The organism is Phenylobacterium koreense (genome assembly GCF_040545335.1).
Classification (GTDB): Bacteria; Pseudomonadota; Alphaproteobacteria; order Caulobacterales; family Caulobacteraceae; genus Phenylobacterium; species Phenylobacterium koreense.
This window is the reverse complement of the sequence record NZ_JBEPLU010000001.1, coordinates 819,604-831,786: the sequence shown is the minus strand read 5'-3', so window position 1 is coordinate 831,786 and position 12,183 is coordinate 819,604. Positions and strand designations below refer to the sequence as shown.

13 protein-coding genes are annotated in these 12,183 nt (G+C 69.2%); 2 read left to right on the top strand and 11 right to left on the bottom strand.

The window, feature by feature from the left end; all coding sequences use genetic code 11:
* Positions 1-35: 35 nt before the first annotated feature.
* The 8 genes from ABID41_RS04115 to ABID41_RS04080 form a co-directional block, all read right to left on the bottom strand.
* A complete protein-coding gene (locus tag ABID41_RS04115; protein WP_331931558.1) occupies positions 36-521 on the bottom strand; it encodes a GNAT family N-acetyltransferase in 486 nt (161 codons plus the stop codon).
* Entirely contained in the window at positions 518-1,198 is a 681-nt protein-coding gene (locus ABID41_RS04110) for a dienelactone hydrolase family protein (RefSeq protein WP_331931559.1), read from the bottom strand. The genes ABID41_RS04115 and ABID41_RS04110 overlap by 4 nt, the downstream gene beginning before the upstream one ends.
* Positions 1,199-1,201: 3 nt before the next feature.
* On the bottom strand, positions 1,202-1,870 hold the full coding sequence (locus tag ABID41_RS04105) for a dienelactone hydrolase family protein (protein WP_331931560.1): 669 nt from the start codon (positions 1,868-1,870) through the stop codon (positions 1,202-1,204).
* Between the two features lie 206 nt (positions 1,871-2,076).
* Positions 2,077-3,174 (bottom strand): redox-regulated ATPase YchF, encoded by a 1,098-nt coding sequence (ychF, locus tag ABID41_RS04100; protein WP_331931561.1) that lies wholly within the window; start codon positions 3,172-3,174, stop codon positions 2,077-2,079.
* Positions 3,175-3,318: 144 nt separating this feature from the next.
* Positions 3,319-3,930: an aminoacyl-tRNA hydrolase gene (pth, locus tag ABID41_RS04095; RefSeq protein WP_331931562.1), complete on the bottom strand. Its 612-nt coding sequence runs from the start codon at positions 3,928-3,930 to the stop codon at positions 3,319-3,321.
* A 21-nt stretch (positions 3,931-3,951) separates the two neighbouring features.
* On the bottom strand, positions 3,952-4,563 hold the full coding sequence (locus ABID41_RS04090; protein ID WP_331931563.1) for a 50S ribosomal protein L25/general stress protein Ctc: 612 nt from the start codon (positions 4,561-4,563) through the stop codon (positions 3,952-3,954).
* A gap of 127 nt (positions 4,564-4,690) precedes the next feature.
* Positions 4,691-5,734, bottom strand: coding sequence for a hypothetical protein (locus ABID41_RS04085; RefSeq protein ID WP_331931564.1), 1,044 nt, complete (start codon positions 5,732-5,734; stop codon positions 4,691-4,693).
* A gap of 147 nt (positions 5,735-5,881) precedes the next feature.
* Positions 5,882-6,817 (bottom strand): ribose-phosphate pyrophosphokinase, encoded by a 936-nt coding sequence (locus tag ABID41_RS04080; protein ID WP_331931565.1) that lies wholly within the window; start codon positions 6,815-6,817, stop codon positions 5,882-5,884.
* Positions 6,818-7,075: 258 nt separating this feature from the next.
* On the opposite strand from ABID41_RS04080, the gene ABID41_RS04075 reads away from it, so the two are divergent.
* Entirely contained in the window at positions 7,076-8,152 is a 1,077-nt protein-coding gene (locus ABID41_RS04075) for a calcium:cation antiporter (protein ID WP_331931566.1), read from the top strand.
* 86 nt (positions 8,153-8,238) lie between these two features.
* Complete coding sequence (locus ABID41_RS04070) at positions 8,239-9,315, top strand: mechanosensitive ion channel family protein (protein WP_331931567.1); 1,077 nt, start codon at positions 8,239-8,241, stop codon at positions 9,313-9,315.
* On the opposite strand, the gene pgeF is transcribed toward ABID41_RS04070, so the two are convergent.
* The 3 genes from pgeF to lgt are packed head-to-tail and all read right to left on the bottom strand — an operon-like array spanning position 9,312 to position 12,111.
* Positions 9,312-10,085: a peptidoglycan editing factor PgeF gene (gene pgeF / locus ABID41_RS04065; RefSeq protein WP_354297208.1), complete on the bottom strand. Its 774-nt coding sequence runs from the start codon at positions 10,083-10,085 to the stop codon at positions 9,312-9,314. The genes ABID41_RS04070 and pgeF overlap by 4 nt on opposite strands.
* Positions 10,082-11,263: a class I SAM-dependent methyltransferase gene (locus tag ABID41_RS04060; RefSeq protein ID WP_354297207.1), complete on the bottom strand. Its 1,182-nt coding sequence runs from the start codon at positions 11,261-11,263 to the stop codon at positions 10,082-10,084. The genes pgeF and ABID41_RS04060 overlap by 4 nt, the downstream gene beginning before the upstream one ends.
* Positions 11,260-12,111: a prolipoprotein diacylglyceryl transferase gene (lgt, locus tag ABID41_RS04055; RefSeq protein ID WP_331932200.1), complete on the bottom strand. Its 852-nt coding sequence runs from the start codon at positions 12,109-12,111 to the stop codon at positions 11,260-11,262. The genes ABID41_RS04060 and lgt overlap by 4 nt, the downstream gene beginning before the upstream one ends.
* Between the last annotated feature and the right edge of the window lie 72 nt (positions 12,112-12,183).

Sequence of the window (12,183 nt, the reverse complement as noted above, 5' to 3'; positions counted from 1 at the left end):
GTCCCCATGATGGGGAGGGAGAGATCGTCTGCGACCTACGGCCGCCGCAGGCGGAGGGTGGGGAGGCCGTGTTCGTCTTGCTCCTCGCCGACGGCGGCGAAGCCGAGCTTTTCCAGGATGCGGCGGGAGGGGCCGTTGTTGGGGTCGATGGTGGCGTCGATCGGGCCGGCGTCGCTGGCTTCGAGCAGAGCCGCGGTGGCTTCGCTGGCGTAGCCCCGGCCCCAATAGGCGCGGGAGAAGCCGTAGATCAGCTCCACGCGGCCCTGGACGGCGGTGGGTATGATGCCCGCCCAGCCGATCACCTTGCCGCTGTCGCGCAGCACCACGGCGCGGCTGCCGACATCGCTGGCGCGCAGGGCCGCCGCGGCGTTCTCGATCCACAGGGCGGTGGCCGCGCGATCGAGAGTCTGGCCGTCGCCCACGAAGGCCATGACCTGAGGGTCCGAGGTCATGGCGAGCAGCGGCTCCAGATCCTCGGCCATCATCGGCCGCAGAATCAGGCGCGACGTGGTGATGATCATGCCGAACTCTTGCCGCCGCCGTTGTTGGCGAAGTGGGCCAGGGTGCGCAGCCGCGCCAGGCGGGCGCTGTCGGCGTGGTAGTCGGCGCGCCGGTCGGAGACGAAGCCATGGCCGGCGTCGTAGAGATAGATCGGGACGTCGGGATGGGCCGCGCGAATCTCCTCCACCCGCTCGGGCGGAATCGAGGCGTCGGTCTTGCCGAAGTGCAGGATGGTCGGGACGGTCGGCGTCTCGGCGTTAAGCTCGGTGATGCGGCGGCCGTAGAAGGCCGCAGCGGCCGAGAGCCCGTCGCAGCGGCAGGCCGCCAGCCAGGTCGCCGCTCCGCCCCAGCAGAAGCCGGTGACGAAGGCCGGGGGGTTGAGAAGGTCGATGGCGCCCTGGGCGTCGCCGGCCACCTGATCCCACGGGGTCTTCTGGGAATAGGCCACGCCCTTGGCGATGGCCTCCTGGCTGTAGTCGGCCGCGAAACCCGGCTCCAGGCGCTCGTAGAAGGCCGGGGCGATGGTCTCGTAGCCGTCCTCGGCGAAGGCGTCGGCCAGCTCGCGGATGTGGTCGGTGATCCCGAAGATCTCCTGGATCAGCAGCAGCCCGCCGCGGCGGGCGTCGGTGGGCCTGGCGTGGTAGGCCGGCACCTCGAACCCGTCGAAGGGGCTCTTGTACGTGATTGTCTCGCCCATGGCTCAGGCGCTTTCGAAGAGCTGTCGCGTTCGGGCGCGGGCGAGGTCGGCGGCCTCTTCGTTGTAGCGCTCGGGGCTCTCGTTGTTGAAGCCGTGGCCGGCGCCTTCGTAGACGTAGACCGGGACGTCGGGATTGTGCTCGTGGACCGCCTTCTCGACGGCCTCGGCGTTGATGCCGGGATCGGTGTGACCGAGGTGGATGATGGTCGGGCAGAGGGGCTTCAGCGCCGCATTGGCCTGGACGAGGCTGCCGTAATAGCTGGACGCGCCGGAGAGGCCTTCGACCTTGGCGGCCGACAGCCAGGTGAGCGAGCCGCCGTAGCAGTAGCCGACGACGAACACCTTGCCGCGCTCGGCCAGGAAGTCGCGGCAGGCGCCGATGTCGCCCAGCGCCTGTTCCAGCGGCGTGCCGCGCGCGTGAACCACCCCGGCGGCGATGCCTTCCTGGTCGTGCTCGGAGGTGAAGCCGCGCTCGCGGCGGTCGTAGAGCGAGGGGGCGATGGCTTCGTAGCCGGCCTTGGCCCAGCGCTCGACGTCGGCGCGGACGAACCGGTCGATGCCGAAGATCTCCTGGATGACGATCACCCCGCCCTTGCGGGGCGTGAAGGCCTGTTCGTGATAGGCGGAAAACTCAAAGCCGTCCGCGCCCCGAAGGGTGATGGTCTCGCCCATGCTTCTCTCCATGTGGGAGGCGCACATAAGCAGAGGGGGGAGGAGGGGGGAAGGGGCGGTCCGCCCGCTAGGCGGACGGCCCCCTCGGTCAGCTTCGCTGACAGCTCTCCCCAGCGGGGGAGCACCTGCTCGGCGTTCGATCCCCACCTTTGCGGAGGTGGATCGCCGAAGGCGAGACGGATGGGCCGCGAAGCGGCCGGCCTCGCTCAGACGTTGAAGCGGAAGTTCATGACGTCGCCGTCCTGGACGACGTATTCCTTGCCTTCCTGGCGGAGCTTGCCGGCTTCGCGGGCGCCGGCCTCGCCCTTGAGGCGGACGTAGTCATCGAAGGCGATGGTCTCGGCGCGGATGAACCCCTTCTCGAAGTCCGTGTGGATGACGCCGGCCGCCTGAGGGGCGGTGTCGCCCTTGTGGATGGTCCAGGCGCGCGCCTCCTTGGGGCCCACGGTGAAGTAGGTCTGCAGGCCCAGCAGGTGGTAGGCCTCGCGGATCAGCTTGTTGAGGCCAGGTTCGGCCAGGCCGAGGGTCTCGAGGAACTCAGCGCGCTCGTCTTCGTCGAGCAGGGCGATCTCGCTCTCGATCTGGGCGGAGATCACCACGTGGTCGGCGCCGTCGCGGGCGGCGCGCTCGGCGACCAGATTGGACAGCTCGTTGCCGGTGGCGGCCGAGGCCTCGTCGACGTTGGAGACGTAGAGGGCGGGCTTGGAGGTCAGGAGCTGCAGCATCCGCCAGGCCTTGTCGTCCTCCGCCGAGACGACCGCCTTGCGGGCCGGGCGGCCGGCGTTGAGTTCGGCCAGGGCGACCTGGACCAGGCGCAGGGTCTGGGCGCTTTCCTTGTCGCCGGTCTTGGCGCGCTTCTCGAGGTTGACGACGCGCTTTTCCAGGCTCTCGAGGTCGGCGAGCATCAGCTCGGTCTCGATGGTCTCGAGGTCGGCGATCGGGTCGATCTTGCCTTCGACGTGGGTGATGTCGTCGTCGATGAAGCAGCGGGCGACGAAGGCGACGGCGTCGCAGTCGCGGATGTTGGCCAGGAACTGGTTGCCGAGTCCCTCGCCCTTGGAGGCGCCGCGGACGAGGCCCGCGATGTCGACGAAGTTCATCCGGGCAGGAATGATCTCCTTGGACGGGATGACCCCGGCCAGGGCGGTCAGCCGCGGCTCAGGCACGGCCACGTCGCCGGTGTTCGGCTCGATGGTGCAGAACGGATAGTTCGCGGCCTGGGCCGCGGCCGTTTGGGTGAGCGCGTTGAAGAGGGTCGACTTGCCCACGTTGGGCAGGCCGACGATGGCGACCTTGAGAGCCATGGAGATAGCGGTTCCTGAATTTGAGGGCGCGACCTAGCACGTTCGGGGGGTAGGCCCAAGTGGGCGGCGGATTCTCGGGGGTAGATGCTCCCGCCGTCTCGCCGGCGGCGATCCACTTCCCCCAATGCGGGAGGACTGGAGACGCTACGCTCGGCCGCGGGGGACGTCGCTTTTGTCGGCGGGGGCCAGGCGCATGACTTCGGTCTGGTACTTCTCGTCCTCGCCGGCGGCCAGCAGCGGAGCGGCGTCGGCGACGGCGCGGAGCAGGGCCTCGACCCAGGCCTGGTCGATCTTGTGGAAATCGGACAGAACGTGGCCCTGGACGCGGTCCTTGTGGCCGGGGTGGCCGACGCCCAGACGGGCGCGGCGGAAGTCGGGGCCGATGTGGGCGGTGACCGAGCGGACGCCGTTGTTGCCCGCCGCGCCGCCGCCGGTCTTCATGCGGAAGCGGCCGGGGGCGATGTCGATCTCGTCATAGAAGAGCACGAGGTCGGCAGGCGTCAGCTTGTAGAACTTGAGCGCCTCGGAAACGGCGCGGCCGCTTTCGTTATAGAAGGTCTGCGGCTTGAGGATCAGGGCGCGAACGGCGCCTGCGGGCGTCTCGATCTCCCCCTCGCGGACGAGGGAGGAGAAACGAGAGCGTTCGGGACCGAAGCGCCAGCGGCGCGCGATCTCATCGACGGCCATGAAGCCGATATTGTGCCGGTTGCCCGCATAGCGGGCTCCCGGATTGCCCTGTCCGGCAAGGACGAGCATGAAGCCCCCGTTGTCGGAGGCTTAGGCTTCGGCTTCGGCTTCGGCGCCTTCTTCGGCGGCTTCCGAAGCGCCGGCGGCCGAACCGGCCACGGTGGCGACGACGAAGTCACGTTCCATGGCGGGCTGAACGCCCTTCGGCAGGTCGAAGCTGCCGATGCGGATGGTGTCGCCGATTTCCAGGCCGGTCAGGTCGAAGACCAGCTCTTCCGGAATGGCGTCGGCCGGGCAGGCCAGCTCGACTTCGTGACGGACCACGTTCAGCGTGCCGCCCTTCTTCAGGCCCGGCGAGGCTTCGTGGTTCTTGAAGTGAACCGGCACGGCGATCTTGATCGTCTGGTGCTCGTCGACGCGGTACAGGTCGAAGTGGACCGGCTCGTCGGTGACCGGGTGCATGTCGACCACCTTGGCGATGACCGGCTGGGTCTCCGAGCCGTGCTTCAGGGTCACCAGGTGGCCCAGCAGCTTGCCGGTGTAGAGCGCCTTGCGGAACTCGTTGGCGCGCACGGCGATCGCCACGGGGTCCTTGGAGCCGCCGTACAGCACGCCGGGGACCAGGCCTTCGCGGCGGGTGGCGCGCGCACTGCCGGTGCCGGTGCGTTCGCGGACTTCAACGTTCAGGATGATATCGGCCATGGCCTCGCCTCAAAACGAAGCCGCCGCGCGAAGACCCGCGCGGCGACGGAACGACCCCCTTGGGGCCGAAAGGTGCGCGTAGATACACAAAACCCCGGCCCGTGGCAACGGGCCAGGGTGAGGATTCCTAGCTCTTCTTTTTGGCGGCTTTCTTGGCCGGAGCCTTCTTGGCCGGCGTCGGCGTGTAGCCGGCGTTTTCGCGGACCTTCGGCACGAATTTCGGCTCGTAGGGCTCAGGCTGGCCGGAGGCTTTGATGACGCACCGGGCGGTGTCCATCATCGCATGCTGGCCCAGGCAGAAGACGTCCTCGTAGTGCGGCCGGGAAACGGCCAGGCACTGATAGAGGTTCAGCTTGGACATATTGGCGCAGGAGTTGACGTTCGGCTCGACCATGATGGCGTTGAGCGTCTCGATATTGGCGTCGGTGGCCGCGCCGAGGCCCGAGAGGGCCGCGATCGCCAGGCTGCGAATCACCATCGGGGTGAAAGGCGGGGTCGCGGACGCGCCGGTGATTCCCAGGGGCTGGGCGCCGGTGATCGCCTGCTGCAGGCGGGCGGTCTCGTCGACATTGCCGACGACCGGGGTCGAGCCGAGCATCTTGGCCTGCTGCAGGCGAGCGTCGCGGGCCTGCACGTCGGCCTTGGACCAGGACTGCTTCTGGACGTCGTAGGCCGCCTGCTTCACGGTCTTGCCGGCCTCGTAGAACTTGGCGCCGTCGGAGCCGATGGCGGCGATCACCAGGCCCGCGGCGCTCTGGGCGCCGGGGATGCCGACCACATAGGCCGGGTCCTTCATGATCTCGTAGGCGACCTGCTGGCGGCGCGCGGGATCGGAGGCGTACTGCTTGACGCCGGTCATGAAGGCCTGGTCCTGCAGGGCCACGATGGCGCCGTAGGCCATGGCGCCTTGCAGGAACTGCTTGGGCTCGTAGGCGGCGGCGACCCGCAGGCCGTCCTGGACCATCTGGCCGTCGACGAAGGCCGGCGAGATCGCCGCGGCCCTGTCCATGTAATAGCGATAGGCGGCGGCCTGCTCGACGAGCTTGGGCGCCATGCTGACCGGCGGAGCCGGCGGGGGCGGAGGCGCGGCCGGCGGCTGGGCGCAGGACGCGAGCAGCGTGGCGATTGCAAAAGCGGCGGCGGTAAGGCCGGCGCGAGCAGCGGTAGTCATTCCGTGCCTTCCCCAGGTAATCGTGCGCCGGAGACTAACACCGCCGGACGGGCGAGAATGTGACCGGGGCGTGGTTAACGAGGCTTAACCGGGGCGAGCCTTTGCACAACCCCGGTCCGCGTCTTCCGGTCACATCCCGGTGAAGGATCAGTCGAACAGTTTGGAGACCGACTCTTCGTTGGCGATGCGGCGGATCGCCTCGCCGAGCAGCTTGTCGCAGCTCACGTAACGGATCTTGCTGCCGCCGGCGACGCGGTCGGGGGCGGGGATGGTGTCGGTCATGACCAGCTCCTTGAGCACAGAGCCGTTCACCCGCTCGACCGCCGCGCCCGAGAGCACGCCGTGGGTGACGTAGGCCGAGACCTCCTCGGCGCCGTTGTCGATCAGGGCCTGGGCGGCGTTGCAGAGAGTGCCGCCGCCGTCGATCATGTCGTCGAAGAGGATGCAGCGGCGGCCGGACACGTCACCGATGACGTTGGCGACTTCGCTCTTGCCGGGACCCGAGCGGCGCTTGTCGACGATGGCCAGCTCCGCCTCGAGGCGGCTGGCGACGGCCAGGGCGCGCACCACGCCGCCGACGTCCGGGGAGACCACCATGATCTCGTTGGGCTTGTGGTAGTTGGCCTTGATGTCGTTGGCCAGCAGCGGCGCCGACAGCAGGTTGTCGGTGGGGATGTCGAAGAAGCCCTGGATCTGGCCAGAGTGCAGATCCATGGTCAGGACCCGGTCGGCGCCGGCGCGCTCGATCAGGTTGGCGACCAGCTTGGCCGAGATCGGGGTGCGGCCGCCGGTCTTGCGGTCCTGACGGGCGTAGCCGAAGTAGGGCATCACCGCGGTGATCCGCCGGGCCGAAGCGCGCTTGAGCGCGTCGACGCAGACCAGCAGCTCCATCAGGTTGTCGTTGGCCGGGTAGTTGGTCGACTGGATGATGAAGACGTCCTCGCCGCGGACGTTCTCGTCGATGGTCACCCAGACTTCGTTGTCGGCGAAGCGCTTGACCTGGGCCCGGGTGAGCGGGACGTCCAGGTGCGAGGCTACGGCCTCAGCCAGCGCGCGGTTGGAGTTGCCGGCCAGCAGCTTCATTGGTCCCCCAGGGGCAGGTGTCGGTATTGCCGCGGCTTTTAGAGCAGGCGAGCGCTACCGAGCAAGGGCTAGAGGCGGTCAGTGACTTAATGAAGCATTGAATTTCCTTCGCGCGATGCTTGTCGGGGCCGGGACCAGGGCGATCGCATTTGAACCCGCCCTTGGCTTCGTGGCCTGTCCCTCCCCATGAAGCGGCGGGAGAGTTTATCCGAACGCTAGAGGTCGCGGCCCGGCGACGCATCCGTTACGGTCTAGCCGATGCAAAAACTTGGCCTTCCCATCTGGACCTGGATCGCACCTGTCGCCGGCGCCCTGCTGTTGCTGGGCGCCAAGGTCGGAGGACCCTTCAATTTCGTACTGGCCGCGGGGCTTATCGCCTGCGTGCTGGCGGCCGTTCACCATGCCGAGGTAGTGGCTCACAAGGTCGGCGAACCCTATGGGACGCTGGTTCTGGCGGTGGCGGTGACCGTCATCGAGGTCTCGCTGATCGTCTCGCTGATGCTCTCCAGCGGCCCGGCCGGCGCGGGGCTGGCGCGCGACACGGTGTTCGCCGCGATCATGATCATCCTGAACGGCCTGGTGGGCCTGTGCCTGCTGCTGGGGGGCGCGCGGCACCTGGAGCAGCGCTATGGCCAGGCCGGGGTCAGCGCGGCCCTGGCGACCCTCGCGGCGCTGGTCGTCCTGACCCTGGTGCTGCCGAACTACACGACCACCGCGCCGGGACCAGCCTATTCCAGCAGCCAGCTCGCCTTCGTCGGCCTGGTGGCGCTGGTGCTCTACGGCACTTTCGTCCTGGTGCAGGCGGTCCGCCACCGTGACTATTTCCTGCCCACCGGCTCGGCCTTCCACGACGAGGACGCCCATGCGAGCCCGCCGACCGTGGCGGCGGCTCTGGTGAGCCTGGCGCTGCTGGTGGTGGCGCTGGTGGCCGTGGTGCTGCTGGCCAAGGCCTTGGCGCCGACCATCGAGTCGGCGGTGACGAGCGCCGGTGCGCCCAAGGCGGTGGTCGGGGTGATCATCGCGGCCCTGGTGCTGCTGCCCGAGGGCCTGGCGGCGGTGCGGGCGGCGCGGGCCGACCGGCTGCAGACCAGCCTCAACCTGGCGCTGGGATCGGCTCTGGCCTCCATCGGCCTGACCATCCCGGTGGTGGCGGTGGTGTCGCTGGTGATGGGCTGGCCGCTGTCGCTGGGCCTCGACGCCAAGAGCACGGTGCTGCTGCTGCTGACCCTGCTGGTGACGACCCTCTCGCTGGCGACGGGGCGGACCACGGTGCTGCAGGGCGTCGTCCACCTGGTGATCTTCGCCGTCTACCTGTTCACGACGATCGTCCCCTGACCCTTGCCTGATCCTTATGGGACCGGGTGCGTTTGGTCCGGCAGGAGAGGCCGGCCGCTCCGGCGCAGCGTGGAGACAAGCACCGCATGACGGATTGGATCGAGCGCCTCGCCCCCGACTGGACGCCCACATGGGTGATCAGCCTGGGCGTACTGGCGATTGGCGTGCTGGTCGCGCTGACGGCGCATCAGGCCGCGGTGCTGATCGTGCGCCGAGCCATGGCGCGGGGGGACGGCTTCTGGCGGCAACTGGTCACCCGCACCCGGCGGCCGACGCGGCTGGCGGCTCTGATCCTGGGCCTGGGAGCCGCCGCGCCGCTGGCGGACCTGAGCGGCGAGCAGCTGGCCATGCTGGGCCGGGTCCTGACGATCGGCTTCATCGTGCTGTGCGGCTGGACGGCGATGACCGCGCTCGACATCACCGCGATGCTGCACATGCGGCGGTTCAAGGTCGATGTCGAAGACAACCTGCTGGCCCGCAAGCACCTGACCCAGACCCGCATCCTGCGGCGGACCGCATCGGTGCTGATCGTGGTTCTGACCATCGCTTTCGCGCTGATGACCTTCAGCGGGGTGCGGCAGTACGGGGTCAGCCTGCTGGCCTCGGCCGGGGCGGCGGGGATCATCGCGGGCCTGGCGCTGCAGCCGTTCCTGACCAACCTGATCGCCGGCATCCAGATCGCCACCACTCAGCCGATCCGGCTGGACGACGCGGTGATCGTGGAGGGCGAATGGGGCAGGGTCGAGGAGATCACCTCGACCTATGTGGTGGTGAAACTTTGGGACTGGCGGCGGATGGTGCTGCCGCTGACCTATTTCATCCAGCAGCCGTTCCAGAACTGGACCCGCGAGAGCGCCTCGCTGATCGGCACGGCCATGGTCTATGTGGATTATTCGGCGCCGATCGAGGTGCTGCGCAATAAGCTCCAGGAGATCGCGGCGGCCTCGCCGCTGTGGGACCGCAATGTGGTGAACCTAGCGGTGACCGACCTGACCGAGCGGACCATGCAGGTCCGCTGCCTGACCAGCGCCCGCAACGCCGGCGAGGCCTTCGACCTGCGTTGTGAGGTGCGCGAGAAGATGGTCGCCTTCCTGCAGGCCGAGCTGCCGCAGGCCCTGCCGCGGGAGCGGTTCGACCTGCGGACGGCGGAGGCCCCGGCCTAATCGAGGGCGATGGCCGAGAGCAGGCGGCCGAAGTCGGGTTCGCCGCGCTTGAAGGCGCGGCGGTTGGAGAAGAACAGGTCTTCCTCGGCGCAGGTGTCGCGACCGATCCATTCGCAGGCGCCGACCCCGGCCCGGCGCAGGCGGTGCAGCACGAAGGCGGGGAGGTCGAATCTCGGCTGGTCCTCGCCTGCTTCCTGCAGGAAGAAGCGCGCGTTCTCCGCCTCGTCGGCGACGAAGCGGTCACGGAACTCCGGGCCGACCTGGTAGGAAGCCGGGCCGATGCAAGGGCCGACGACGGCGACGGTGCGGGCCGGCCGGGCGCCGAGCTTGGCCATCATCGCCAGAGTGGCCTCGGCGACGCCGCCGATCGCGCCCTTCCAGCCAGCGTGGGCGGCGGCGACGACCCCGGCCTGGGGATCGGCGAACAGGATCGGCGCGCAGTCGGCGGCCAACGCCCCACAGGCCAAGCCCCGGCGGGCGGCGACCACGCCGTCGGCTTCCGGGCGTACGCCGCACCAGGGCTCGCGCGCCTCGACGGCGATGGCCGAGTGAACCTGGTAGCAGGTATTGAGGGCCGTTTCGGGCAGGCCGAACCACGCCGCGGCGCGGCGGCGGTTTTCGATGACGTGGCCGGCGTCGTCGGCCGAGCCCCGGCCGACATTGAGGCTGTCGTATATGCCCTCCGACACCCCGCCCTGGCGCGTGAAGAAGGCGTGGCGCACGCCTGGGAGATCCAGCAACGGCGAGGTGAGGACAGGCAGGGCGGTCACTGGAAGCTCTCGAAGGCGGGCGGTACGAAGCTGGCCGAATGGATGCAGGCGGCCTTGAAGAGGTCGCCCATCTGGTCGGGCGAGACGAGGCGCTCGAGCTGGCGCTCGATGGTGTCGCCCTGGTCGGGGCGGGCGGCGGCCAGGGCCTCGGCGCGGGCGCCGATCCCCAGGCGGACCAGGAACTCGCCCTGGGTGAGGATCTGCGGGGTCTGGGCGCCTTCGGCGGCGGCGGCGGCCAGGACCGCGGGGAAGTCGGCGTGGACGGTGAGGTCGGCCTCGCCCGGGCTGGCCAGCGGGCTTTCCTTGGTATGGCGGCGAAGGGCCTGCAGGGTGTCGCCGAAGCCGGGGGCGGCGCGGCCGTAGTCGATCAGCAGGGCGGCCCCGCCGTCGGTGGCGATTCGCCGGCCGAGCTCGGCGCCCAGGGCGGCCTGGGCCGGCGACTGTTCGAGGATCGCGCCGAGCATGTCCTTGCCCGTGACCATCGGGAACGGGGGAGGGGGACCGCCCGAAGGGTGGTGGAGGGGGCGTGCGGCCGGCTCAGAGCTTGAACCTGCCGCCTCCACCACGCTGGCGCGCGGTCCTCCCCCTCCCCCGCTGCGCAGGGGAGGAAAGAGGGCGCTGAGGCCGAAGGTGAGGGCCCCGGTGTGGTCGAGGCCGACCAGGCGCTCAGCCCAGCCGCGCTCGGTATGGACGAACTGGCGGACGGCCAGGCAGTCGAGCAGCTCGTTGGCGATGAGGATCAGCGGCGCCTCGCCCGGCACCTCGGCGAGGGTCGAGGCCCAGGAGAGGTGGTCGCCGAGGGTCTGGCGCTGCCGGTCGCGCAGCGGTTGCGAAGTCTCCACCAGCCAGACGTCCGCGGCGGCGGTGAACTCCGCGGACAGACGGGCGGCCCGCAGCAGGTCGCTCATCAGCGTGCCGTCGCCGGGACCCATCTCCACCAGGCGGAAGGGGGCGGGGCGGCCGAGGCGCATCCAGGTCTCCACCGCCCAGAGGCCGATCAGTTCGCCGAACATCTGGCTGACCAGCGGGGCGGTGATGAAGTCGCCGGCTTCGCCCAGGGCCGGGCGGGTGGCGTAGTAGCCGAAGTCCGGATCGTGCAGGCAGGCGTTCATGTACTGCGCGACGCTCATGGGCCCGCTGGCGCGGATCTGGGCCACCAGGCGTTCGCGCAGGCTCATGAAGCCTTGGTCTCGGCTTGCGGCGGCGTGGCGGAGGTGAGCGCCAGGGGCTCACGCATGCCGCGCCAGATCAGGAAGAAGCCGAGGATGACCATCGGCGCCGACAGCATCATCCCCATGGTCAGGCCGAAGGGAAAATGCTGCAGGTAGCGGTCGGGCTCGCGGAAGTTCTCCACGAAGGTGCGGAAGATCGCATAGCCGAGCAGGAAGAGGCCGGCGACGACGCCGCGCCGCTTGAGCAGCCCGGCGTGGTGGGTGGCCCAGCGCAGGACGAGGAAGAGCACGACGCCCTCCAACGCGGCCTCGTAGAGCTGGCTGGGGTGGCGGGGGGTGACGCCGTCGGCGGCGGGGAAGATCACCGCCCAGGGGACGTTGCTGGGACGGCCCCAGAGCTCGCCGTTGATGAAGTTGGCGATACGCCCGAAGAACAGGCCGATCGGCACGCAGGCGGCGACCGCGTCGCCCAGGCGGAAGACGTCGATCTTGTTGAAGTACGAGAAGCCCAGGATGGCGATGATCACGCCCAGCGCGCCGCCGTGGAAGCTCATGCCGCCATTCCAGACCTTCACGATCTCCAACGGATCGGTGACGACTAGGGAGGGGGTATAGAAGAAGACGTGGCCCAGGCGGCCGCCGACGATGATGCCGAGGGTGATCCAGAGGATCAGGTCGTCGATCTGGGCGGTGGTGGCCGGCGCGCCGCGAGGTCCCCAGAGGGACTCGTTCTTCATCAGGCCCGCGACATAGCGCCACCCCAGCAGAATGCCGGCCACATAGGCCAAGGCGTACCAGCGTATTGCGAAAGGCCCGATCTGCACGAGGACTGGATCGAAATCGGGGAAGGGCAAGGCTGGCGTCTCCCTATGCTTGGAATGACGGGTTTAGACGAGAAGCCCTTCGCTTTCATCCCCTGTGGGGCC

Coding starts and splice junctions, on each gene's coding strand:
- ABID41_RS04115 (WP_331931558.1), bottom strand. CDS start 521: ATGATCATCACCACGTCGCGCCTGATTCTGCGGCCGATGATGGCCGAG.
- ABID41_RS04110 (WP_331931559.1), bottom strand. CDS start 1,198: ATGGGCGAGACAATCACGTACAAGAGCCCCTTCGACGGGTTCGAGGTG.
- ABID41_RS04105 (WP_331931560.1), bottom strand. CDS start 1,870: ATGGGCGAGACCATCACCCTTCGGGGCGCGGACGGCTTTGAGTTTTCC.
- ychF (WP_331931561.1), bottom strand. CDS start 3,174: ATGGCTCTCAAGGTCGCCATCGTCGGCCTGCCCAACGTGGGCAAGTCG.
- pth (WP_331931562.1), bottom strand. CDS start 3,930: ATGCTCGTCCTTGCCGGACAGGGCAATCCGGGAGCCCGCTATGCGGGC.
- ABID41_RS04090 (WP_331931563.1), bottom strand. CDS start 4,563: ATGGCCGATATCATCCTGAACGTTGAAGTCCGCGAACGCACCGGCACC.
- ABID41_RS04085 (WP_331931564.1), bottom strand. CDS start 5,734: ATGACTACCGCTGCTCGCGCCGGCCTTACCGCCGCCGCTTTTGCAATC.
- ABID41_RS04080 (WP_331931565.1), bottom strand. CDS start 6,817: ATGAAGCTGCTGGCCGGCAACTCCAACCGCGCGCTGGCTGAGGCCGTA.
- ABID41_RS04075 (WP_331931566.1), top strand. CDS start 7,076: ATGCAAAAACTTGGCCTTCCCATCTGGACCTGGATCGCACCTGTCGCC.
- ABID41_RS04070 (WP_331931567.1), top strand. CDS start 8,239: ATGACGGATTGGATCGAGCGCCTCGCCCCCGACTGGACGCCCACATGG.
- ABID41_RS04060 (WP_354297207.1), bottom strand. CDS start 11,263: ATGAGCCTGCGCGAACGCCTGGTGGCCCAGATCCGCGCCAGCGGGCCC.